Origin of the sequence: Dyella sp., assembly GCF_036568765.1 — a bacterium.
GTDB lineage: Bacteria > Pseudomonadota > Gammaproteobacteria > Xanthomonadales > Rhodanobacteraceae > GSA-30.
Map to the genome: position 1 here is coordinate 1 of NZ_DATCRY010000042.1, position 23,847 is coordinate 23,847.

The window sequence follows — 23,847 nt, forward strand, 5'->3', positions numbered from 1 at the left end:
CCCCGTCCCCCCCCCCCCACGATTACATTTCATGAGCGACATCTCCCTTTCCCCCAGTGCGCGCTATCAGGAAGGCGTCTCCGCGCATCGCTGGGAGGCCGATCCGGCGCAACAGGCGCTGCTGCCTGAATTCGATCGCATGCATGCGGCCTTGTGCGCGGCCAAGCAAGACAACGGAGGCTTCTTCGGCAAGCTCAAGTCGCTGCTTGGCAATGACGAGGCCGAGGCGGTACCTGGCCTGTACCTGTGGGGCAGCGTCGGCCGCGGCAAAACCTTCCTGATGGACTTGTTCGTCGCCAGCCTGCCTCACGGTGTAGCGCTGCGGCGGCACTATCACCGCTTCATGGGCGAAGTGCACGAGCGCCTGCGCGAGCTGGGCGAGCAGCAAGATCCACTGATCGAAGTGGCCGCCGGCATTGCCCAGCGCTGCCGTGTGCTGTGCCTGGACGAATTCCTGGTCAACGACATCGGCGATGCGATGATCCTGGCCAATCTGCTCGAAGCGCTGTTCGCGCGCGGCGTTACCCTGGTCACCACGTCGAATACCGCGCCGCCGAACCTGTACAAGGATGGCTTGCAGCGTGCGCGCTTCCTGCCGGCAATCGCGCTGATCGAGAAGCAGTGCCATGTGGTGGAGATGATCTCCAGCCGGGACTGGCGCCTGCGTGCGCTCTCGCAAGCCTCGGTGTACTACACCCCGCCGAGCGCGGAAGCCGAACGCGCATTGACGAAGATCTTCACCACCCAGGCGGTGGGCGAAATCGTCGAAGGCGGCGACATCACCATCAACGACCGCCCGATTCCGTTGCGCAAACGCGCCGATAGCATCCTGTGGTTCGAATTCGATGCGCTGTGCGATGGACCGCGTGCCGTGGCCGACTACATTGCGCTAGCCAAAGCGGGGCCGGCCATCATCGTTTCCAACGTGCCGCAGTTCACCATCTATACCGAAGACCAGGCCAAGCGCTTCGTGCTACTGGTCGACGAATTCTACGATCGGCACGTGAAGCTGATCCTGTCCGCCGCCGCGCCGATCACCGAGCTCTACGACGGCGAACGACTGCGCGCGGAGTTCGGGCGCACGGAATCGCGGTTGATCGAGATGCAGAGCGAGGAATATCTGGCCTTGGAGCATCGCGCCGATTGATCGGTCTTCGGCCGACGCAGCGCGGCTTGGCCCTTGCAAGGAGTTAAGTGTAGGGAGGTGAGGAGATAGAAAAGCCAGCAGAACACGCGATGCCCGCTCTTACCCGCTCCGCCTCACTCACTTCTTGGAGGTATAACCTCCATACCGGCTCCACTTCACCCGCTCTCTAAAGCCCCAACCCAAGGCGCCCTCCGATGCTGCCCATCATGGCCTTCGCGCTACTGACCGCCGCGCAAACCTCGGCCGACGATTTCGCCGACCGTGTCACCCGCGCCCGACTCGCCGAAACCGCCGCCGACGGCCCGGCCTACCAAAAGGCCTTCTGGGACAAGACCGGCAACCCGATGACCGACGCGGGCAAAGCCTGCCTGAAGAGCAGCCCGCAGGCAGACCGATCGCCCTTTACCCTGGTCGCGGCCATCTCGGCCGATGGCCACCCCAAGCGGGTCGAGGTTCGCCCGCCAACGCCCGTCGCCCAATGCATGGCCAACCAGTTCCGGACCTGGACCTTCCCCGTGCCTCCGCGGCACAGCGGCGACTACCCCATCGAAATCGACGTGACCTTACCTTGACGCAAGCCCCTGCTGCGCTTGGGCAACCGCTGCTTATCCACGGGTTATCCACAAAGAAACCCAAATTATCGGGTTGACCGGACCCCGTTACCCCTATATGTTGTGCCCCGTCGGTGCCTTTCTCAGACCTACGGTCGGATCGGCTTAATAGGGAATACCGGTGAGAATCCGGAACTGCCCCGCAGCGGTAAGTGGAAACGAACGCTCCCAACGCACTGGCCTGCACGGCTGGGAAGCGGGAGCAAGTAGGTGGATCGCCCGGATGATCCCCGTCCACGAGTCCGAAGACCTGCCGACACATCGCGGCCAAGCACCGCGATGAAGTGATGGCGGCTTCCGCGGGGAGGCGCGTCGTACCAGCGGGGCACAAGCTCCGCCTACGACCGTCCGCGAACGTCTAGCCATCACTTTCAGCCCTGCGCGCGGGAGCAGGCGTTTGATACTTTTTCTGGAGCGCTGCCGCCATGCAACCTCTCGATACCTCCACGCGCGAACGCACTGCCGCTCGCGTGGACGCATCTTCTTTCTCCACCGACACCAGCCTCGGCGCAACCCCTGCTGCCGGCACCGAAGCGCCGTTCGCGCTGACCCCGCCGCACAATCCGGGCCAGATGCGCGTAACCAAGCGCAACGGCGGCCACGAAATCGTCGACGTCAACAAGATCGTGCGCGCGGTCACCCGTGCGGGCGAGGGCCTGCACGCGGTCGATCCGTTGCGTGTGGCGCTCAAGACCATCGGCGGCTTGTACGACGGCGCCAGCACGCGCGAGCTCGACGAACTGTCCATCCGTACCGCCGCCGCGCTGACCGCCGAAGAACCCGAGTACGGTCAGCTCGCCGCGCGCCTGCTCAGCGCCTATATCGACAAGGAAGTGAGCGGCCAGGAAATCCAGAGCTTCTCCCAGTCAATCGCACGCGGTGCCGAACTGGGCATCCTCAACGCACGCCTGCGCGACTTCGTCGCCACCAATGCGCGCAAGCTCAACGACGCCATCGATACGCTCGCCAGCCGCCGCTTCGAGTACTTCGGCCTGCGCACTGTCTACGATCGTTACCTGCTGCGCCACCCGCAGCTGCGCAAGGCGATCGAGACACCGCAATACTTCTTCATGCGTATTGCCTGCGCACTCGGCGGCAACGAGATCGGCGAGACGCTCGAGCTTTATCGCCTGCTCTCTTCGCTGGAGTACATCGCCAGCTCGCCGACGCTGTTCAATGCAGGCACGACGCACGAGCAATTGTCTTCATGCTTCCTGCTCGATTCGCCGACCGATTCGCTCGAATCGATCTATGAGAAATACGGCGACGTCGCCAAGCTCAGCAAATTCGCTGGCGGCATCGGTCTGGCGTACACGCGCGTGCGTTCGCGCGGCTCGCTGATCCGCGGCACCAACGGTCATTCCAACGGTCTGGTGCCGTGGCTGAAAACGCTCGACGCTTCGGTCGCGGCAGTAAACCAGGGCGGCAAGCGCAAAGGCGCGGCCTGTGTCTACCTGGAGCCGTGGCACGCGGACATCGAGGAATTCCTCGAGCTGCGCGACAACACCGGCGACGAAGCGCGTCGCACCCACAACCTCAACCTGGCCAACTGGATTCCCGACGAATTCATGCGCCGCGTCGAGGCCGACGGCGATTGGTCGCTGTTCGACCCGAAAGCGGTGCCGCATTTCGTCGATAGCTGGGGTCCGACCTTCGAGCAGGCTTATCGCGATGCCGAGACCGCCGGGCTGGCGACGAAAAAGGTCAAGGCGCGCGAACTCTATGCACGCATGCTGCGCACGCTGGCACAGACCGGTAACGGCTGGATGACTTTCAAGGATCGTTCCAACGCCACGAGCAACCAGACGGCCAAGGCAGAGAACGTTATTCACTTGTCCAACCTGTGCACGGAAATCCTGGAAGTCACCTCGGCTGGCGAAACGGCCGTATGCAACCTGGGCTCCGTAAACCTTTCGCGCCATGTGGTCGACGGCCAATTCGACTTTGCCAAGTTGGCCGCGACGGTTCGTACCGCCGTGCGCCAGCTCGATCGCGTGATCGATCTGAACTTCTACCCGATCGATACCGCGCGCGTCGCCAATAGCAAGTGGCGCCCGGTCGGCCTGGGCGTGATGGGCCTGCAGGACGTGTTCTTCAAGCTGCGTCTGCCGTTCGATTCCGCCGAAGCGCTGACATTGTCCACGCGCATTGCCGAGGAGATCTACTTCAACGCGCTGGATGCTTCCAACGAACTGGCGCAGGCACAGGGCGCGCACCCCGGCTTCGCAGAAAGCCGCGCCGCCAACGGCGAACTGCAGTTCGATTACTGGCCGCAGGCCATGCCGAACGACAAGGCACGCTGGGACGCCCTGCGCGAGCGGATCAAGGCCAGCGGCCTGCGCAATTCGCTGCTGATCGCGATCGCACCGACCGCAACCATCGCCTCGATCGCCGGCTGCTACGAATGCATCGAGCCGCAGGTCAGCAACCTGTTCAAGCGCGAGACGCTCTCGGGCGACTTCCTGGTGGTCAATCGCTACCTGGTCGAAGAGCTCAAGACACTCGGCCTGTGGACGCCGGAAGTGCGCGATGCGATCAAGCTGGCCGACGGTTCGATCCAGGGCATCAATGCGATCCCGGAGCGCCTGCGTCGGATCTACCGCACTGTGTGGGAACTGCCGCAGAAAGCCTTGATCGACCTGGCCGCCGCGCGCGGTGCGTACATCGACCAGAGCCAGTCGCTGAACCTGTTCATGGAAAACCCGAACATCGGCCAGCTCAGTTCCATGTACATGTACGCCTGGAAATCCGGCATCAAGACAACGTACTACCTGCGCTCGCGACCGGCGACCAAAATCGCCAAGACCACCGTAGCGGCGGCTGCGGCAGCGCCGGTCATCGATGCACAGGAACAGGCAACCGCGGCGGTGTTCTGCTCGCTCGAAAACCCAGAGTACTGCGAAGCCTGCCAATAATCCTCGCGCCGTCCCGGCGAACCTGTAAAAGGGGTGCCGGGACGATCGCGAGAGGATTCAGCGAGTGCCAGCTCCACTTAATAAGAAGGCCACCCATGTCGACCCAAGCCCAACACATTCTCGATCCCGGCTTCGAACTCACGCTGCGCCCGATGCGCTACCCCGAGTTCTATGACATGTATCGCAACGCGATCAAGAACACCTGGACGGTGGAAGAAGTCGACTTCTCGCTCGATGTCACGGACCTCAAGTCCAAGATGTCCGATGCGGATCGACACCTGATCCATCGCCTGGTCGCCTTCTTCGCCACCGGCGACACCATCGTGGCAAACAATCTGGTGCTGAACCTGTACCAGCATATCAACGCACCCGAAGCGCGCATGTATCTCTCTCGCCAGCTGTTCGAGGAGGCCCTGCATGTGCAGTTCTACCTGACCCTGCTCGATACCTATATTCCCGATCCGGCCGAACGCAACAAAGCCTTCGCCGCCATCGAGAATATTCCTTCGATCCGTCAGAAAGGCGAGTTCTGCTTCAAGTGGATCGACTCGGTGCAGAACCTGCAGCGCCTGGAGACGCGCGAACAGCGCCGGCAGTTCCTGCTCAACCTGATCTGCTTCGCCGCGTGCATCGAAGGCCTGTTCTTCTATGCCGCCTTCGCTTATGTGTACTTCCTGCGCTCGCGCGGTTTGCTGCACGGCTTGGCCTCGGGCACCAACTGGGTGTTCCGCGACGAGTCCGGACACATGGCCTTCGCCTTCGCGGTGGTGCGCAAAGTGCGCGAGGAAGAACCCGAACTGTTCGACGAGGCGATGCGCTCACAGATCGAACAAATGCTCGAAGAAGCCATTGCATGCGAAACCCAATTCGCTACGGATGTGCTCTCCGGCGGCGTGGCCGGCCTATCTGTCGCCGACATGCGCCAGTACCTTGAATACTGCGCCGATCAGCGCCTGGTCCAGTTGGATCTCCCCAAGAAGTACGGCGCCAAGAATCCGTTCGACTTCATGGATCTGCAAGATGTGCAGGAAGTCACCAACTTCTTCGAACGCCGCGTCTCGGCCTATCAGGTCGGCGTGGAGGGCGAAGTAGCGTTCGACATGGCGTTCTGATGCAAAGGGCCCGGATCGCCTCCGGGCCCCTTTCCCCGGTCACGACCAGCTACTGTCGTCGAAACTCGAATCGTCGTAGTTGTCGTCGGCGAAATCGCTGTTGAAGTCGTTGTCGGTGGACGCGAAGCTGTCGTTGCTGTCGTTGCTGCCGCTGCGGCCGTCGTCGTAGTAGTTGTTGTTTTCGGTGATGTTCTCGATCACCTGGGTCTGCCCGCCGCCACCGAACAGGCCACCGCCGTGATGGCTGCCGAGCAGGCCTTCGATCCCTTCGAACAGGAACATGCCTCCGGCAACGCCGGCCGCGGTGGTCGCCGCGCTGGCCAGGAAACTGGGAGCCGCGCTGGGTGCTTGTTGGGGAGCGCCGCCACCGAACAAACGCTCACGCCAGGTCGGCGCCGCCTGTTGCGGCATGGGAGGCGGGACAGGCTGCTGCGGCTGATTCCAGGCATTCTGGCCACCGAGGAAACTGCCTCCGCCCGCCTGCGCCTGCAACTGAGCGATCTGCGCCTTGGCGCTATCGAGCGCGTGCTGCTGCAGCAGGCAACGCTGCACCAATAGATACAACGCATCGGGATGGCCGGCCAATTGCTGCTGGATCAGCGCATCGGCCTGCGGGTCCTTGGCTGCGCCGCGCACGGCGGCCAGGCGTTGCAGAAAGTCGTCGAGTTGCTGTTGCTCTTGCGGAGTCATGGCAGATCTACCTGTGAAGTAAGCCGATGATAGGGGCGCCGCTTGCCGGTTCAATTGCATGCCGGCTCATCGTGCGCCGGCGATTTAGCTTGCGGACAGTGCCGGAAGTGGATGGCCGCGCTTTATGCGCGGCGCAACGCAAGAAGATGCGAACTATTTGGTCGCCGCGCCCTGCGGAGCAAGGTTAAGGAAAGGCAGCGGACCGCTGCCGCCATAATATTCCGGCAACTGGCCGTTCCATTTTTCGATCGCCGACATCTGCACGACGTTCGGGTTCTGTCGCAAAGCGTCGCCTTTGAGCGAGATCGCCTTGGCCTCGGCTTCGGCGATCGTCAGCTGCGCCTGGGCTTTACCCTGGGCTTCGGCTTCCACTTTCTGCGCTTCGGCCTGTGCCTGTGCCACTTCGTTCTGGCGCTGCTCGGCCATCTGCGTCGCCTGGATCTTGGCATTGATCGATTGCACGACGTTGTCCGGCAGTCGAAGCTCGCCGATCCAGTAGATTTTCTCGACCACGATACCCACCGCGCCGACTTCGTCGGCGACATCTTTCTGCACCGACTCGATCAAGCTGGCCTTGCCCTTGCCATACACCGATTCGATATCCAGGTTCGACGCTTCCTTGACCAGCGCATCGCGAATCATGTTGCGCAGATAGATATCGGTGATCTCGTCGATGCCTTTGCGGTACTTCTGGAAAATCAGCGTGACCTTGCTCGGATCGATGTGATACGTGATACCGACATCCGCATTCACCGTCAGGCCCTGCGCGGTCTGGAAGCTGATCGATTCATCGACCGGCCGTCCTTCGTTGCTTGTGCGCGTAAACGTATAGGTCTGCGTGAACGTCGGGAAGGTATAGAGCTCATAGCCCCAGCCCACCCAGTAGCGGCCGGGAGGAAGTTCCTGCAAGGCACCCTTGCCGTCGCCATACAACTGGAACTTCACGCCGACATTGCCCGAAGGTACCTTGTCACAGGCCGCAAGCAGGGCCAGTGAGGACAGCAATGCAATCTTCGACAGACGCTTCATGACTTATCTCCAATCCTTGCGGCGAACCATGCGAATAAACAAGCGATAGCCCCAGGCGACCAACAGCAGCAACAGCACAATGCCGCCGAGCACAGCGAGGCTATCCGGGGCCGAGATCAACCTCGGGCCGACAAAACCGATATAGAACACGGCGCAAGCGGCAAACCACCAGGGTTTGTCCAACTTGGACCAGAACGATGTTTTCATGCTGTCTCCGATGAGGACGCAACGACGAGATACACAAGGCTCGAGGCAACACCGACCCCTACGCACAAGCCATGCGCACAAAAAAACAAAGCAAGTCCGCAACACGACGCAGAGCGCCGCGCATGGCGGGATAAGCGGTAAGGCAGCTAGCCTGTGGGAGCGATCACTCGCCGCGCATAGCGGCCGACCGGATCGAAACGAGAAGAGATGATTTGCGTGGCCTTCATAAGCGCACCCCATGCGCGCCCTGCGATGACGACGCCGCGCATTCTACTCCCGCTTTTTTGCGCTTGCACAAAATCTGCAATGTAATCACGTAACAGAGCAAGAGCCCCCCTCACCCCAACCCTCTCCCCCGGCGAAGCCAGGGGAGAGGGAGCCTGACTGAGGTAAGCCTCAATGCTTCGCACTTGCGCAGCCTGCTCCCTCTCCCTGGCTTGCCGGGGAGAGCAACTGTCTTGCAGAGGCGGGCTCTTGCGGGGCTCTTTGTCAGCCTTGAAAAACGGAGACAAGTACTTACCCCACGCCGATCCTCCTCTGTAAACCAGGGAGGGAGCAAGTTACGCAAGTGCGAAATACCGAGATTCGCCGCGGTCGGCTCCCTCTCCCCTGGCTTGCCGGGGGAGAGGGTGGGGGTGAGGGGGCGACCATCGAAGCGACAACGATGAAGTTATTCCGCATACAAAAAAGCCCCGGCGCTACCGGGGCTCTCTCGCACGACAACAAGGTACTTACACATTCACCCGCTTCATCATCGCTTCCGGATAACGCATTCCCACGGCGGCATCCGGAGGGAACGTCGCGTCGATATCTTTCAGCTCCGCGGCACTGAATGCCACGCCGAGCGCAGCGATATTTTCTTCCAGGTACTTGCGACGCTTGGTACCGGGAATCGGCACGATGTCTTTCCCTTGCGCTAACACCCACGCCAATGCGAGCTGGCCCGGCGTACAACCCTTGTTCGCCGCCAAAGCCTTGACCTTGTCGACCAGCGAGAGATTGCGCGTGAAGTTCTCGCCCTGGAAACGCGGGCTGTGGCGGCGATAGTCGTCCGCATCGAAATCGTCCGGCGAGGCGATCTGGCCGGTAAGGAAACCGCGGCCCAAGGGCGAATAAGCAACAAAGCCGATGCCCAGGCGCCGGCAGGTATCGAGCATGCCATTGCTTTCCGGATCGCGCGTCCACAGCGAGTACTCCACCTGCACTGCACTGATCGGGTGCACCGCATGTGCGCGTTCGATAGTCTTGGCCGCCGCCTCCGACAAGCCCAGATAACGCACCTTGCCGGCCTTCACCAGTTCGGCCATCGCGCCGACAGTCTCCTCGATCGGCACGTCCAGATCGACGCGGTGCTGGTAGTACAGGTCGATATACTCCACGCCCAGCCGCTTCAGGCTGGCGTCGCAGGCAGCGCGCACGTACTCCGGCTTGCCGTTGACCCCGCGTGCCTGCGGATTGCTCGGATCGCGCACGATGCCGAACTTGGTCGCCAGTACCACCCGGTCGCGACGATCGGCGATCGCCTTGCCGACCAGCACTTCGTTGGTATGAGGACCGTAGACGTCCGAGGTATCGAGAAAATTGACGCCGAGCTCCAGCGAACGGTGGATCGTAGCGATCGATTCGGCATCGTCGCCGGCGCCGTAGAACTCGCTCATGCCCATGCAGCCGAGACCCTGGGCGGAAACTGCAAGGCCTTGCGTACCGAGCGAGCGTTGTTCGAGTTGCGTATCGAGCATAAGGATCTCCAGGGGGTGAGAGGGAAAGCGAACCCGTGCATTCTTGGCTTATTCGGCTAGGCGATAAATACGCAATAATCGACAACTCTGTTTCATTTTGATCAATAATGTCGGCATGGATCGTCTTCATGCCATGCGCGTCTTCGCCCGCATCGTCGAGCTGGGCAGCTTTACCCGTGCCGCCGACGACATGAACCTGCCGCGCGCCACCCTGACGCATACGATCAAGCGACTGGAGAATGAACTCGGCGTCCAATTACTGCAGCGGACAACCCGACGCGTTAGCGCGACGCGCGATGGCGAGGCGTATTACGCACATTGCCGACGCCTGCTGGCCGATGTGGACGAAGTCGAGGCGAGCTTCCGCGATGCTGTGCAAGGACCGCGGGGGCGCCTGCGCGTAGACCTGCCGGCCGCACTGGCTCGCAACATGGTGATGCCCGCGCTGCCAGCTTTTTTCGCCCGCTATCCGCATATCGAGCTGGATATCAGCACCGGCGACCGCTTCGTCAATCTGGTGCAGGAAGGGGTGGACTGCGTACTGCGCATCGGCACGCTGGCCGATTCGGACCTGGTCGGGCGACGCGTAGCGGTACTACCGCAGGTCACCGCGGCCAGTGCCGATTACCTGCGCAGGCATGGTGTGCCCGAGACACTGGCCGACTTGCAGCAAGGTCATGCCGCGGTGAACTGGTCCTCGCCGACGACGCGGCGACCGGAACCGCTCGAGTTCATGGTCGGTCGTAAATGCAAGGAGGTCACCTTGCCCGGGCGAGTGACCGTCGGCAGCACGGACGTCTACATGAGTGCATGCCTGGCAGGCCTGGGGATTGCCCAACTATCGCGCTACCGCATTCGCAAGCATCTGGCGAGCGGGAAGTTGCGCGAAATCCTGCCGAACATGCCGCCACCTGTCTTGCCGGTGTCGGTGTTGTATCCACGGCAACGTCAATTGCCGACGCGATTGCGGGTGTTTGTAGATTGGTTGGTCGAGTTGATGGGGAAGGTCGAATAGACAGGATTCGCCATAGCGCCCCAGGCAACTGAAGAAGCGAGTGCGGGGAGTGAGAAATGCCTCAGTCCCAGCGGCCCACCCCATGACGCGCCACACCCGACGCATACGACTCTTCCGTCAGCGGCGCTCCCATTCCGGCCAACAACTCGCGCTGCTCGCCGATCGGCAAGCGCAACATGGCATCCTCGTACCGGGCCAGCCTCTGGAATGGCTCCAACGCCAACACTCGCGCGACGAAAGCCGCCACCCGCGGCCAGCGCTCCGGATCGATGGTGTAGCGCACGAATGACGCCGTACGGAAGTACGTCGCGACACTGATGTCTGCGATCGACAGTGCGCCGAACATGAAGCCGTCGGCAGGCATTTGCGTCTCCAGATAATCCAGCGCCGCGGGAATCTCCACCTCATGCGCACGCATCACGACTGCATCGTCGCTCTGCTCATGAAAGACATGGCGCTTGATGGCCTTCTGATAGAACAAATGCCAGATCAGCACATTCGCCAGATGCGTATCGCAATATTCTTCGATCCATCGTGCCTTGGCGCGGTGGGCGATGTCGTTCGGATAGAGTGGCGGTGTCGGGTACTTGTCTTCGAGATACTGGCAGATCACCGAAGAATCGTTGAGCACCAGATCGCCGTCGAACAGCACCGGGACGCGTCGCAGCGGGCTGCACGCACTGAAGCGGTCGTCCCCGACGAAGGGCGTGATCGGATCGATTCGATAATCCAACCCCTTGAGTTCCAGGCAAACCAGCACCTTGCGCACATAAGGCGAGATGTAGTTGCCGACGATCGTCAACGTACTCATACGATGTCGCCGCCGGGTAGCGACGGCACGTCCGTCGGCGTACCGTTGGAATCCAGAGCGACCATCACGAAGCGGCCGGTGGTACAGACGCGCCGGTCGCCGGTAAGCGGGTCCTCGGCCGTCATTTCCACCTGCACATGCATCGAGCTGTGGCCGACCTTGACCACCTGGGCGACCAGCTCGACCAATTGACCCTTGCGCACCGGCACGCGGAAATTGACTTCTTCGGAGCGAGCCGTCACGACCGTACGGCGAGCATGACGCGACGCCACGATAAAGGCGGCCTTGTCCATCCAGGCCAACGCCTGGCCGCCGAACAGCGTTCCCAGATGATTGGTGTGATCGGGAAAAACCATTTCCAGCAGGCGGGCTTCCGGCAACGCGGTACTCATGGGGATGTCCCTTGATATGGGTCGTAGGCGCCGCTTAGTTTGCCGGAAGCAGAAACTTGCCGCAGGACTTTCGGCAGGGGTGGCTACGGCCGACGGGGGGTAGCATCGGGGGATTTGGTCCCGCCGGATCCGGCGGGCTCGTTACTCGATGGGGAATGTCAGCATGGGGCCGATGACTGCCAAGCAGCGCCTACTAGGCGTATTGATTCTGACTGCGCTGTCCGGGAGCGCGATGGCGCAGACCGCCAAGCTCAGCGCCGATGACTATGCGCGCGCCGAGCGCTTTGTCGGCTACAACACCATGCCGCTGGTCGATCATGCGGTCACCAGCGTGACATGGACCGACGGCACGCATTTCTGGTATCGCGACCACGACGCAAGCGGCGACCGTTACCTGCGTTATGACACCGCCACCGGCAAGACCGAGCCGGCATTCGACCAAGCCAAGCTTGCGGCTGCGCTGAGCAAGGCCAGCGGCAAGCCGGTGGATGCGAGCAAGCTGATGCTCACCGATTTCAGCACCGCCGCCGACGGCCGCCTGGACGTACGCAAGGGCGGCAAGCATTACGTATGCGACCTGACCGGTGCCGACAGTTGCACGGCCAAGGATGAAAAAGAACCTGGCGTTCTGTCGCCCGACAAGCGCAGCGAGGCTTTCATTCGCAACTGGAATTTGTGGGTGCGCGATGTAGCCAGCGGCAAGGAAACCCAGCTGACCACGGACGGCGTGGAAGACTACGGCTACGCCACCGACAACGCCGGCTGGAAACACACCGACGAGGCGATCCTGGTGTGGTCGCCCGATTCGAGCAAGATCGCCACCTTTCAGCAGGATCAGCGCAAGACCGGCGAGATGTACCTGGTCACGACCAATGTCGGCCATCCCAAACTGGAGAAGTGGAAGTATCCGCTGGTCGGCGACGAGAACGTGACGATGATCGAGCGCGTGATCGTCGACGTGGCGGGCAAGCATGTCGTGCGCCTGCAGATGCCGGCCGACCAGCATCGCTCCAGCCTGTGCGACGACATCAGCTGCGGCCGCAACGGTGGCTGGGACGATGTGACATGGGCGAAGGACGGCAAGTCCCTGGCCTTCGTCTCGACCTCGCGCGATCACAAGCACGAATGGTTCCGCGTGGCCGATCCGATGACGGGCAAGGTACGCACGGTCTTCGAAGAACAGTCGCCGACGTACTTCGAAAGCGGCAACGACATGGTGAACTGGCACTACCTGCCGGATACCCAGGAGGCGATCTGGTTCAGCGAGCGCGATGGCTGGGGCCAGCTTTACCTGTATGACCTCAAGACCGGCAAGCTCAAGCAACAGATCACGCACGGCGAAGGCAATGTGACCCAGGTGCTGCGTGTCGATCCGGCCACACGCACGATCTGGTTCCGCGGCGTGGGCAAGGAAAAAGGCGTCGATCCGTACTACCAGCAGTTCTACAAGATCGGTTTCGACGGCAAGAACCAGACCTTGCTGACGCCCGAAGCAGCCGACCACACCATCAGCCTTTCCGATGACGGCCATTACTTCGTCGATGCGTATTCGACCCCTACGACGCCGCCAGTCACCGTGCTGCGCGACGCGCAGGACGGTCGCACCGTCAATCAAGTCGCCAAGGCCGATATCGGCCGCCTGACCGCCACCGGCTGGAAGCCACCGCAACCGTTCACGGTGAAGGGGCGTGACGGCAAAACAGATCTCTATGGCCTGATGTTCAAGCCGACCCATTTCGATCCGAACAAGAAGTATCCAATCGTCGACTACATCTACCCCGGCCCGCAGACCGGCTCGGTGGGCAGCCGCAGCTTCAGCGCCGCCCGCGTCGATCATCAGGCGCTGGCCGAACTGGGCTTCATCGTCGTGGCGATCGATGGTATGGGTACGCCATGGCGCTCCAAGGCGTTCCATGATGCATATTTCGAACACATCGAAGACAACACCCTGCCCGACCAGGTGGCCGGCCTGAAGGAACTGGGCAAGCGCTATGCATGGATCGATATGGACCGCATCGGTATCTGGGGCCATTCCGGCGGCGGTAATGCCACTGCCGGCGCGATGTTCCACTATCCGGAGTTCTTCAAGGTCGGCATCGCCGAAAGCGGCAACCACGACAACCGCAACTATGAAGACGACTGGGCGGAGAAATGGCAGGGCCTGCTGAAGAAGAGCCCGGACGGCAGCAGCAACTACGACAAGCAGGCTAACCAGGCCTTTGCAGGTAACTTGCAAGGTCACCTGATGCTGGCGCACGGTACGACGGACGACAATGTGCCGCCGTACGAAACGTTGCTCGTGGTCGATGCACTGATCAAGGCGAACAAGGATTTCGATCTGGTGTTGATCCCCAACGCCCATCACGGCTATGCCTCGGCCAGCAATTACATGATGCGCCGGCGTTGGGATTACTTCGTGCGTTACCTGATGGGTGCCGAAGCGCCGAAGAACTACCAGATGAAGCCGCCGAAGATGGATTGATCCCTCCCGTTCGGCAAATGCGCCCCCGCCCTCTCCCCCGGCAAAGCCAGTGGAGAGGAAGCCTGATTGGGGCAAGCGTCAGCAGCGGGCAACATGCTTTGTCATTCCCCGAAAAAATCAGGCCGCACTGTTTGGGCAGCGCGGCCTTTTTTATTGCGAGGAAAATTAGCTAGGGAAGTAGCTAGGGTCTTTGAGGACTGGCTTCAACGGTCGACGGGTTTGGCCGCACCGCTGGCCAGGGCTTCGTCGAGTACCTTGTTCAACTGGGCGTTGGCTTTGGCTTCGACTTCTTTTTGGCGCTTGGCCAATTCGGATTGCTGACGCGCCAATTCGCTCCGCTTCTTGCTCAAGGCGCTGCGCTGGGTTTCGATGTCGGACTGTTCGCGTGCGATCTGGCGATCGAGATCTGTCTTGCGCTCGGCCAAGGCCTTGATGCGCGTGTCGATCGTCGCACGCTGTCTGGCGACATCCGTGGAATTGCCCGCCATTTCCAGCGAAGCTCGCTGACTTTCCAGACTGGCGCGCTCGGCGGCCAGGCCACCTTGTCGCGCAGCCAGGCTGCCCTCGCGGGCGGCCAGGCCACCGTCTTCGCCCGCCAAGCGGCCATCCTGGCCGGCCAATTCGCCCTGCATCCGCGCGATCTCTACCAACGGCGCATATGCCCCCTGCGCTCGCTCGACAAAAGCTGCATCGCGGACCACATAGGCATTGCCGTTACGACGGAACCACACCATCGATTTGTCGCCGTCCCGCAGGCTTCTGACCTTCGCCAGATCGGCGCTGTCGCCATCGAACAGGACGTGATCCTTGCTGATCAGTGCCAGTCCGACTTTGGCATTGTCGTTGATCGACAACTGCACATTGTCGGCATGGAAACCTTCGGCGTCATCGGGAACCGGTGGTACGGGCGGGACAGGCGGCACGGCCGGTACCGGCGGAACGTGCGGCACCGGTGGAACGGGAGGTGCAGGGGGTACAGGCGTCGGTGCGGGCGGAGGGGGCGGCGGCGGCGGCGCCGGGGCAATGACATAGGCCGGTTCGGCGTCGGACGTCGGCGTCGGCTTGGTGTCGGGTTGGGGATTCGGTGTCGGCGCAGTCGCTGCGATGGCATAGCCCTCGCCATCCTGCGCGTCTTCGTGCACGGTCATCCCCGAGGCCTCGGTGAGCCGGTACGGCAGCACACCGGCCAATGCGACCAGCACCACCAGAAGCCAGCCGCGTGTGCGCGGCGAGGTGTCGTTTACCGATTGCTGCAACATGGTCAATCGCCTCTTGAGCGTCTGGAACGTGGGTGAGGCTCCGGCCAAGCCGGAGGGAAGCGGTTGCGCAACGCCCAGGCGCAGCAACAGGCGCCCGTAGGTCTGCGCTTGGGTGTGCTGCTGGCGCATGACGTGCGCGTCGCATGCCGCTTCGCGGTGCAGGGCATATTCGCGCGTAGCCAGGCGTGCCAGCGGATGAAAGAAAAACAGGCGCTGCGCCAATGCCGGCACCCAGCCCAGCCAGAGATCGCCGCGGCGGATATGCGCCAGTTCGTGTGCGATCGCCATGGCGGATTCCTCTGGCGTCAACGCATGATCCGTCGGCAACAACACGACCGGGGACAGCAAGCCCATCACTTGCGGCGAAGCGATGTCGTCGGAAACGCGCAGTCGCGGACAACGGCGCAACCCCAGCTCGCGCGCCTGCTGGCGACATAGCGCACGCACGGCAAGATCCTGGAGCGGACGCGAAGCACGCAGGCTGCGGCGCGTTTCGATGCCTTGCCGCAACACCCACAACAGTTGCACCGCCAGCGCCGCAAGCCACAACGCGAACAAGGCCAGGCGCCAGTCCAGTGGCTGGGGCGAAGCCTGCGAGATAGCGACGGTCGCCGGCGATGTCGGCGTCACGGCAATCGGTTGGATAGTCACCGGCACGGCAAGCTCGGATACCTGGAGAGCCACCGGCGCGGCCGGCGCGAGCACTGGCAAGCGCAGCGGCGTACCGACGGTCAGGCCAATCAACAGCTGCGCACCGAGCAGCCACCACAGCGTGCAACGCATTGCCGGTGCCAGGCGCGGCACGAATCGCATCAATGCCCAGAGTACGGCGAACAACAGCGCAGCCTGCATCGACGTCCAGGCCATGCGCTCGAACCAGATCGCGGCAAAGGTACCCATGCTCAGCCCTCCTTGCGCTTGGATTGCAACTGAGCCACCAGCGCTTCCAACTCGGCCAGTTCGGTGTCGCTGACGCTGGCCTGCTCGGACATCCAGGCCACGAAAGGCGAGACCGAACCGCTCAGGGTTTTCTCCACGAACTGCCCCACCGCGCTGCGCATGGCTTCGCCCGGCCCGGTCGCCGTGCTGTAGCGGTAAACGCCCTTGAGGTGACGACGCTTGAGATAGCCCTTGCTGCGCAGGCGCTCCATCATGGTCAGCACAGTCGAGCGTGCCAGACCGCGCTCTTCGCCGTAGCCGGTGGCCACTTCGCCGACCGATGCCGGTTCGTGTTCCGCCAGGTAATGCAGTAGCGCCAGCTCCTGGTCGCCGATCGAAGGTTTGTTCATGGTCGAGCCGCTCCGTGACTACACATGTCGTCAAGCTACGCCGTGACGACACGTGTAGTCAATAGGCCGACGGTCATCCGCCGGGCACCCGGCTCGTATTGAGAGCGATATGCCCTTTCGCCCCGCCAGGACCCGATCCCCGTAAAATAGACGGATGACCACCCCCGACCATTCCCCGCTCGGCAAGACGACCGTCTATGCCGACCGCTATGACCCTTCCCTGCTGTTTCCCATCCCCCGCCAGGCCAAGCGCGACGAAATCGGCGTCGATGGCGCCGCGCTGCCCTTCCACGGCGTGGACATCTGGAACGCCTACGAGCTGTCCTGGCTCGATCCACGTGGCAAGCCCATGGTTGCGATCCTGGAATGCCGGGTACCGGCGACCTCGCCGTCGATCATCGAATCGAAGTCCTTCAAGCTCTATCTCAATGGTTTTGCCGGCGAGCGCATCGCCAGCCGGAGCGAGCTGACAGCCACGCTGGAACGCGATCTGTCGCAAGCGGCGGGCGCACCGGTGGAGATCCTATTGAGCGATGCCAGCGGGCGCGATCATGCGATCGTCGATCTGGCCGGCACCTCGATCGATGCGCTCGAGCTGGATATCGACCACTACGGCCCGCCCCGCGCCGACTACCTGCATGGCGCAGATGAAGTGGTCGTCGAGGAAAGCCTGGTCTCGGATCTGCTCCGCTCCAACTGCCCGGTGACCGGCCAGCCCGACTGGGGCAGCGTGCAGATCGCCTATCGCGGCCCCAGGATCGATGCCGCCGGACTGCTGCGCTACCTGGTCTCGTTCCGCAATCACAACGAATTTCACGAGCAATGCGTGGAGCGCATCTACGTCGATATCATGGCCCGCTGCCACCCGCAGGCCCTGAGCGTCTATGCGCGCTATACGCGGCGCGGCGGACTGGATATCAATCCCTTTCGCAGCAGCGCTGCCGAAGTGCCCGTCAACGTACGCGGCGCCCGCCAATAAACACGGCCCCGGTAATCGGGGCTTCAGATCGGCGGCGCTAGGCTTTACGCTGTGCGATTGCCGCGCGGCACGATTGTCACGCGCCATGTTCGCGTCCTCTTCACGTTTCGCTTTTTCACTGTTCACGCCAACGGGTCTCTTGATCATGAAACTTTCCGCACGTTCCGCCGCCCTGTACAGCGCCATGTTTGCCGGCCTGCTGACGCTCAGCGCCTGCGGCAAGAGCGAACAGCCGGCCTCGAACCTGCCGGCCAATCCGGCCACTGCCAGCACGCCGGCCGCGCCGGCCCCGGCCACCACCGCTCCGGCGACCACCGGCACGGCGGCCGCCCCTGTAGCACCGGCGCCGGCCGGCACCAGTGCCGCCGCCCCGAGCGCGCCTGCCGCGGCACCCGCAGCCTCCCCGGCGCCGGCTGCAGCCGACGATCTGAAGGTCGCCAATGTCACCATCGGCGGCGCTGTCAGTGCCGATCACAAGGTGAGCAAGGCCAAGACCACCTTCGCACCGACCGACAAGTCCATCTATGCCAGCGTCGCCACCGAAGGCAACACCGACGGCGCCACGCTGAGCGCCAAGTGGAGCTACCTCGAAGGCAAGGGTCAGTTGGTCAACAGCACCAGCCAGTCGATCGCCACCGACGGCCCGGCTACCACCACCTTCCGCGTGCAGAATCCGAACAACTGGCCGGAAGGCAAGTACAAAGTGGAGATCGCGGTGAACGGAAAGACCGTCAGCTCGCAGGATTTCGAAGTCAAGAAGGGCTGAAGCGAGCTCGTCAGCGACAAGAAAAAGGCGCCTGTCGGCGCCTTTTTTATTTGCCTCGGCAGGCGATTCATCAGCATCCAGAACATATTCACTATGACGGGACGACCTGCTCACGTTGTGCTTGCTTTACTGCATCTCACGCATCGACCGATGCGTGCATCATGTATTGAGCATTCCCGTAGAGGTAGACGCTATGAATCAAGACACGATCAAGGGTCAATGGAAACAGCTGGGCGGCAAGCTCAAGGCGCAGTGGGGCAAACTCACCGACGACGATCTGAAAGTCGCCGAAGGCGATTCCCAGTATCTTTCCGGCAAGCTGCAAGAGCGCTACGGCATCGCTCGCGACGAAGCGGAAAAGCAGATCAAACAGTTCGAGAAGACAAACAACTTGCATTGACCGCGACGATCGCGCGTTCTGAGCGACACGTGACCGCCGTCCGCATGGCCGGCGGTCTTTCTGTAGCTCAGGCCGCCTGCAACGCGGTCGCCAGATCCGCCTCGATATGCTCGGGCGTGAACGCCGGCGGATAACGGCGCACGACATTGCCCTTGGGGTCGATCAGGAACTTGGTGAAGTTCCACTTGATCTCCTCCGTACCGAGCAGACCCTTGGCCTGTTGCTTGAGGTGGCGATACAGCGGATGCGCGGCATCGCCGTTGACCTCGACCTTGGCGAACATCGGGAACGTCACATCGTAAGTCAGCGCGCAGAACTGTTTGATCTCGACCTCGCTACCGGGCTCCTGCTGGCCGAACTGATCGCACGGAAAGCCAAGAATCGCCAACTCGTTCCGGTGTCGCCGATACAGCGCCTCCAGACCTTGGTATTGGTTGGTGAACTGGCACCGCGACGCCACATTGACCACCAGCACCCAGCGGCCAGCGAAACCGCGCATGGGCTGGTTGTCGCCATCGATGGTCGTGGCGTCGAAATCGTAGAAATGCGTCATGGCCGTTCCCCCCGTCGAATCGAAAGATGCGCGCAGGCTATCGACGTCGCGGCGATACGGCCAATCGATTTATTGACTGAGACTCATAGCCAGGGGCTATCGTTTGCGTAAGGCTATGATGCGTCGGCTCACTAGCCGCACTGGCTCCAACAGCAACATACCGAACAGGATGCCGGCGAGGCGCTCCAGGCCCGGACGAAAATCGGCATGGTCGTAGCTATCGGGCACCAGCACCACCAGGAAGGCCAACACAAACTGCGTGCCCACATAGTTGAGCCCATGCGATCCGCTTTCGATATGCCGGCCGACGGCCACACCGACAGCCACGGCAAGCAGTAGAACCCAGGGCCAGGGATGCACGGCGAGCAGGATCGCGCTCGCTATCAGACCGCCCGCGGTGCAACCGATCACGCGATGCATCAGCTTCTGCGACGTCGTCCCTCCGGAAGCGAGGCTGGCAAGCGGCACCATCATCACCGCCAGAATCGTCGTGCTGGATTGTCCGAGCTCCACCACGCCCGCAACGCGCCAGAACCAGGGGATCAAGGCGATCGCGACGCCGCCTTGCATGGCGTGCAGGAAAGCTGGCCGATGCCAAAGCGGTGGATGCGCCGCAGTCATAGGCGTGCGGGCCGTATCGTGCCGGCGCAGCGTCCATGCCGACAGGCCGCTGACCGCGATCGCAGCGAGCGTGCCGGTAAATACTTCGACAAAGCGCGACTGCGCGAACGCACTAAGAGGTTCGCGTGGAAACTCCATGCCGTCGATCAGCACCAGCGCGAAAGTCAGTCCGGTAAATAACCAGGCATAGCTGCGCCGTCCGACCAGGGCCATGTAGAGCGTGCCCCAGCCGACCAAGCCCAGGATAAGACTGAGCCACACCGTCGAATCGACGATCCACGGCGCGAGCAACCAGGCCGCGACGGCGCCGAGCCCGGTGCCGATTACCCGCAAGCTGCCGCGTAGAAGGCTTTCGGAGAAGCGCGAGCGCATCACCATATAGCCGCTGAAAGCCGCCCAGCCGATATTGCGCGCGCCCAGCAAGTGCGCGGCAGCGATCGCAAGCAAGACGGAAACGACCGCTTCCCATTCGTCCGTTGTGCGCGCGCCCGGGCGCATCCAGTGACGGAAGTCGGCGGCGAGGGTGCCGAGGACGCGGCGTAGGTCGGTGGCGGCTTCGCGGAGAGTCGGCATGCGCTGGATCGGGTAGCTCCGGCGCTATTTTAGTTCGCTTCGGGAAAATGTGAGCTTGATGGCTAAGCGTCCCCTCGCTCCAGCCTGCTCCCCCGGCGAAGCCAGGGGAGAGGGAGCACACGGGGGCCAGCCTAAGTGTTCAATCCACTGCCGGAAAATCCACCGTCGTATCGTTGATCCGGTTGAATGTATTGGTGAACGTAATCACCGCGATGGCCAGGCTGATTTCGACCAGCTGCGCATCGGTGTAGCCCGCGGCTTTGATCGCCGCGAATGCCTCGTCCGAGAGCTCGCCATGCGTTTGCGCAATCTGTTTGACGAAGGCGATCAGCGCATCGTGCCTGGCGTCGCCGGTCGGCTCGCCGTGACGAATATGCTTCAAACTCTCCGGCGACAGACCGGTCAGCTTGGCGATCAGACTGTGCGCGGCCACACAATAGGTACAACCGCCGATGCTGCTGACGGTCAGCTTGATCACTTCCACGTCCTGCTTGCTCAAGCTTCCCGCGGCCAAGGTCGCATCGGCCTGCAGCATGGCCTTGAGTGCGGCCGGCTGCAGCATGCCCATGGTGGCGTAGAGGTTGGGGACCTTGCCGATGCTCTTCTTGATCTGGGTGAAAACTTCGGCGCTGGCGCCGGTGGCGGTTTCGATGGCGGGGGTAGCGATGCGTGACATGGCGGATGCTCCTGTGTGCGGTTGAGTAGTACTGCTTGGTGCGCACTTTAGAGAGCTGCCGCGATAACCTTAATGCCTCATATTGTCACTTTTATGCTCTATCGTCTCACTGCCATCAGGCCAGCAGTGTCCGAGCCAGTTCCCGCAGGCGTAGGCGCTTGTCGGCGACGTTGCGGAAGAAGTCGATTTCCAACGCAATCGGCCGGCGCAACAGCACGGTGCGCTCCTGCCCGCGCTCTTCCTCGACGACCAGAGTCATGAACTGCTCCGTGCCTTCGCCGTCGAGAGACTTGCGGATCTCATGGTCGGTCACAAAGAAACGCAGGCGTGGATTCGGATCGAGCTTGCCCTGACTGTAGCCGATGTTGCGATCTTTCTTGAGCTTGAAGTAAGCGCTCTGCGCAAGGGCGGCCTCGAACGGCGAATCCTTCTTCACGCGGCAACCGTAGGTCCCCTGATTACCGCCCATGTAAAGCAGGGCATAAGGCAAGTTCGACGTGCTTGCCGCGCGATAGAGCTGACCGTCCTGCCGACGAAATTCGCGCAGCAGGTTCTCGAATAACGCATCGGTAATATCCAGGCCGAGAAAACGCTCGACAAACAGATGCACCGCATCGGCGCGCTCGGCCATCGCCTGCACGATCCCGTCGGCCACCTTGCCCGGCTTGCGCCGCGCAGCCTGGCCGTTGAAGGCGTGCGGATTGCGCAAGCTGCAATCTTCGTACGCATCGGCGTCGTAATCGCCAATGCCTTCGATCGAGACAATCGCGTGCTTGGCGTAAAGCGGTAACGGCCTCTCGCCGGTATCCACCTTGCGATCCACATCGAGGTTGACGATATGCAGCGGGTTATCGCATTCCGGACAGACCGCGTAATGCATCGTCTTGGGGCCACGCTGCTGAAACCACGGCGCCTTCTTTCCCGTTTCGGAATGGTAATTGCTCACCGTCAGCGTGACGCTGCGATGCTCGCCCTGGCGCAATTTGAAAATATCCACCCCTAGTCCCTTGTTGCGGCCTCATTCCCTGTAGGAATACCCCTCTCCGAACGCCGACACAACCCTGACGACAAGACGTCGTTCCTTGGCACACCCTGCCGACAGGAAGACGCCGAGCATCGGGCTAATCTGCTCTCACCCGCTGCGATGTCCGGATGGACAGGCACCGGGCATCTCACGCCAATCATGTCCAAGGAAGGTTACATGTCACCCAAATACTTCGTTGCGGCTCTGCCGCTGTATGCCATGTCGTTCGGCGCGCTGGCCAATACGCCCGCCCCTGTCGCGCTGGAACATCAGGCCATCTCGGCATTTCTCGAGACAGAAGGCCCGCTCACCCGGACGCACAATGAATTCGTTGTCGAAATCCTCAAGCAGAGCCACGACGGCAACCACATCATGGGCAGCCTGACCGAAACGGTTTCTGCCGCAAGCCACGCTGCGCCAACATCGCACTTCTTCTTCGCCCACCGCCAAGGCGATGGATGGGAACTGGGCATCGAAGGCTCCGAGGATTTCTCGGCCGCCCTGGACCGTATGCCGCTCGATACCATCGGGGAAAGCGAGCGCATGGCACTGCAACAGGGCGTCGCCGCCGAACCGGAGCATTGGCGCGCCGCTGGCCACGCGGTGAAGATCGGGTTGCCATGGCGTGCGGGCACCGCTTGGACCATGACTAGCGGGGCTCACGGCTTTTCTGGCTCATCGCGTCCTTACAACTCGCTCGATTTCTACAGCAGGCAGGACGGTAACAACGTGCGCGCCGCTGCGAACGGCACGGTCTACACAAGCTGCGCCAGGAACGGCAGCGCCCTGGTGACGATCGTGCACGACAATGGCTACAGAACCTCGTACTACCACATGGTACGGCTCGAGCCGCTGGACAACGGCACCCGCGTCAGTGAAGGCACCCGTCTTGGCTCGGTCGGTAACGGTCTGCCCTGCGGAGGCAGCTCCAGCGGCGCTCACGTTCACTTCTCTCTACTGGACGGACAGAACCGTCCCATGTCCGTCAACAATGTCGTGCTTGGCGGATGGACATTCCGGACGTCCATGTTCCCTTATCAAGGGAGCGCACAGCGGGCGAACAAGACGGTGTATCGCGGCAACCCGATATACAACTTCGGCAGCGCCGACCCGGGGCTGTGAGTATCGCGGCCAGTTGCCATCGGCGGGAATGTGGCATCGACGGCGGGGCGCGCATATGCATCCCGTTTGTGCGAGCGCAGGGACATACCAAGTAAGGAAAGTGGCGCGCCCGGAGGGATTCGAACCCCCGACCAATGGCTTCGGAAGCCACTACTCTATCCGGCTGAGCTACGGGCGCGTGCCGCCGGGCTGATGCCGGCGGAGCGTGGGAGTATAGCGGAGGTTGCGGGGTACGCCCAGCCTTGAGGCTGAAAGCCCCCCTCATCTGCCTGCCGGCATCTTCTCCCCCGGCTTAAGCCCTGTCTCTTGATCACATCTTGGTGGCTATCTGCTTAGCGAGCAGATAGCCTTCCATGCGTTCTTGCAGGCGAGCCCAGCCATGCCACAGAGCCTCCCAACCGGGTCGGCCCGTTCGTTTGGTGTCGGCAAATCCCC

22 protein-coding genes, 1 tRNA gene and 1 riboswitch are annotated in these 23,847 nt (G+C 62.1%); of the genes, 10 read left to right on the plus strand and 13 right to left on the minus strand.

Annotation, left to right across the window (positions count from 1 at the left end):
- Positions 1-31: 31 nt before the first annotated feature.
- The 4 genes from zapE to VIM98_RS03470 all read left to right on the plus strand — a co-directional run bounded on the left by zapE (position 32) and on the right by VIM98_RS03470 (position 5,785).
- A complete protein-coding gene (gene zapE, locus VIM98_RS03455; RefSeq protein WP_331991698.1) occupies positions 32-1,147 on the plus strand; it encodes a cell division protein ZapE in 1,116 nt (371 codons plus the stop codon).
- A gap of 194 nt (positions 1,148-1,341) precedes the next feature.
- Entirely contained in the window at positions 1,342-1,719 is a 378-nt protein-coding gene (locus VIM98_RS03460) for a peptidase C13 (protein WP_331991699.1), read from the plus strand.
- Between the two features lie 94 nt (positions 1,720-1,813).
- Positions 1,814-2,030, plus strand: a riboswitch (cobalamin riboswitch).
- Positions 2,031-2,183: 153 nt separating this feature from the next.
- Positions 2,184-4,673, plus strand: coding sequence for a ribonucleoside-diphosphate reductase subunit alpha (locus VIM98_RS03465; RefSeq protein ID WP_331991700.1), 2,490 nt, complete (start codon positions 2,184-2,186; stop codon positions 4,671-4,673).
- Positions 4,674-4,768: 95 nt separating this feature from the next.
- A complete protein-coding gene (locus tag VIM98_RS03470) occupies positions 4,769-5,785 on the plus strand; it encodes a ribonucleotide-diphosphate reductase subunit beta (RefSeq protein ID WP_331991701.1) in 1,017 nt (338 codons plus the stop codon).
- Positions 5,786-5,824: 39 nt separating this feature from the next.
- Here VIM98_RS03470 and VIM98_RS03475 read toward each other — a convergent pair whose 3' ends face one another.
- From VIM98_RS03475 to VIM98_RS03490, 4 genes are all read right to left on the minus strand, one after another.
- On the minus strand, positions 5,825-6,475 hold the full coding sequence (locus VIM98_RS03475) for a DUF2076 family protein (protein WP_331991702.1): 651 nt from the start codon (positions 6,473-6,475) through the stop codon (positions 5,825-5,827).
- 153 nt (positions 6,476-6,628) lie between these two features.
- Positions 6,629-7,504 carry a prohibitin family protein gene (locus VIM98_RS03480; RefSeq protein ID WP_331991703.1) on the minus strand — a complete coding sequence of 292 codons (876 nt, stop codon included), beginning with the start codon at positions 7,502-7,504 and terminating at the stop codon, positions 6,629-6,631.
- A 3-nt stretch (positions 7,505-7,507) separates the two neighbouring features.
- Entirely contained in the window at positions 7,508-7,711 is a 204-nt protein-coding gene (locus VIM98_RS03485; protein WP_331991704.1) for a hypothetical protein, read from the minus strand.
- Positions 7,712-8,442: 731 nt separating this feature from the next.
- Positions 8,443-9,450 (minus strand): aldo/keto reductase, encoded by a 1,008-nt coding sequence (locus VIM98_RS03490; protein WP_331991705.1) that lies wholly within the window; start codon positions 9,448-9,450, stop codon positions 8,443-8,445.
- A gap of 115 nt (positions 9,451-9,565) precedes the next feature.
- Here VIM98_RS03490 and VIM98_RS03495 point away from each other — a divergent pair, with 115 nt between their 5' ends.
- A complete protein-coding gene (locus tag VIM98_RS03495; protein WP_331991706.1) occupies positions 9,566-10,465 on the plus strand; it encodes a LysR family transcriptional regulator in 900 nt (299 codons plus the stop codon).
- Positions 10,466-10,526: 61 nt separating this feature from the next.
- On the opposite strand, the gene VIM98_RS03500 is transcribed toward VIM98_RS03495, so the two are convergent.
- A complete protein-coding gene (locus VIM98_RS03500) occupies positions 10,527-11,276 on the minus strand; it encodes a glutathione S-transferase family protein (protein ID WP_331991707.1) in 750 nt (249 codons plus the stop codon).
- Complete coding sequence (locus VIM98_RS03505) at positions 11,273-11,668, minus strand: acyl-CoA thioesterase (protein ID WP_331991708.1); 396 nt, start codon at positions 11,666-11,668, stop codon at positions 11,273-11,275. The genes VIM98_RS03500 and VIM98_RS03505 overlap by 4 nt, the downstream gene beginning before the upstream one ends.
- A gap of 163 nt (positions 11,669-11,831) precedes the next feature.
- Here VIM98_RS03505 and VIM98_RS03510 point away from each other — a divergent pair, with 163 nt between their 5' ends.
- Positions 11,832-14,150, plus strand: coding sequence for a S9 family peptidase (locus VIM98_RS03510; protein WP_414650185.1), 2,319 nt, complete (start codon positions 11,832-11,834; stop codon positions 14,148-14,150).
- A 203-nt stretch (positions 14,151-14,353) separates the two neighbouring features.
- Here the strand turns inward: VIM98_RS03510 and VIM98_RS03515 are convergent, their stop codons facing one another.
- Together VIM98_RS03515 and VIM98_RS03520 are read right to left on the minus strand one after the other, a co-directional pair.
- A complete protein-coding gene (locus tag VIM98_RS03515; protein ID WP_331991710.1) occupies positions 14,354-16,309 on the minus strand; it encodes a M56 family metallopeptidase in 1,956 nt (651 codons plus the stop codon).
- A 2-nt stretch (positions 16,310-16,311) separates the two neighbouring features.
- Positions 16,312-16,698, minus strand: a complete 387-nt coding sequence (locus tag VIM98_RS03520; protein WP_331991711.1) for a BlaI/MecI/CopY family transcriptional regulator — start codon at positions 16,696-16,698, stop codon at positions 16,312-16,314.
- A gap of 154 nt (positions 16,699-16,852) precedes the next feature.
- Here VIM98_RS03520 and queF point away from each other — a divergent pair, with 154 nt between their 5' ends.
- From queF to VIM98_RS03535, 3 genes are all read left to right on the plus strand, one after another.
- Entirely contained in the window at positions 16,853-17,677 is an 825-nt protein-coding gene (gene queF / locus VIM98_RS03525) for an NADPH-dependent 7-cyano-7-deazaguanine reductase QueF (protein WP_331991712.1), read from the plus strand.
- Between the two features lie 145 nt (positions 17,678-17,822).
- Positions 17,823-18,443, plus strand: coding sequence for a hypothetical protein (locus VIM98_RS03530; protein ID WP_331991713.1), 621 nt, complete (start codon positions 17,823-17,825; stop codon positions 18,441-18,443).
- Positions 18,444-18,636: 193 nt separating this feature from the next.
- Positions 18,637-18,843 carry a CsbD family protein gene (locus VIM98_RS03535; RefSeq protein ID WP_331991714.1) on the plus strand — a complete coding sequence of 69 codons (207 nt, stop codon included), beginning with the start codon at positions 18,637-18,639 and terminating at the stop codon, positions 18,841-18,843.
- A gap of 67 nt (positions 18,844-18,910) precedes the next feature.
- Here the strand turns inward: VIM98_RS03535 and VIM98_RS03540 are convergent, their stop codons facing one another.
- The 4 genes from VIM98_RS03540 to VIM98_RS03555 all read right to left on the minus strand — a co-directional run bounded on the left by VIM98_RS03540 (position 18,911) and on the right by VIM98_RS03555 (position 22,263).
- Entirely contained in the window at positions 18,911-19,396 is a 486-nt protein-coding gene (locus VIM98_RS03540) for a glutathione peroxidase (protein WP_331991715.1), read from the minus strand.
- Between the two features lie 96 nt (positions 19,397-19,492).
- Positions 19,493-20,590 carry an FUSC family protein gene (locus VIM98_RS03545; protein WP_331991716.1) on the minus strand — a complete coding sequence of 366 codons (1,098 nt, stop codon included), beginning with the start codon at positions 20,588-20,590 and terminating at the stop codon, positions 19,493-19,495.
- A 139-nt stretch (positions 20,591-20,729) separates the two neighbouring features.
- On the minus strand, positions 20,730-21,266 hold the full coding sequence (locus VIM98_RS03550; protein ID WP_331991717.1) for a carboxymuconolactone decarboxylase family protein: 537 nt from the start codon (positions 21,264-21,266) through the stop codon (positions 20,730-20,732).
- Positions 21,267-21,381: 115 nt separating this feature from the next.
- The gene (locus VIM98_RS03555; RefSeq protein ID WP_331991718.1) at positions 21,382-22,263 is read right to left on the minus strand and encodes a hypothetical protein; all 882 of its coding nucleotides are present in this window, start codon (positions 22,261-22,263) and stop codon (positions 21,382-21,384) included.
- Positions 22,264-22,467: 204 nt separating this feature from the next.
- Between VIM98_RS03555 and VIM98_RS03560 the strand changes: the two genes are divergently transcribed.
- Positions 22,468-23,412 carry a M23 family metallopeptidase gene (locus tag VIM98_RS03560; RefSeq protein ID WP_331991719.1) on the plus strand — a complete coding sequence of 315 codons (945 nt, stop codon included), beginning with the start codon at positions 22,468-22,470 and terminating at the stop codon, positions 23,410-23,412.
- Between the two features lie 101 nt (positions 23,413-23,513).
- On the opposite strand, the gene VIM98_RS03565 is transcribed toward VIM98_RS03560, so the two are convergent.
- Positions 23,514-23,590 (minus strand) — tRNA-Arg (locus tag VIM98_RS03565).
- Positions 23,591-23,847 lie beyond the last annotated feature (257 nt).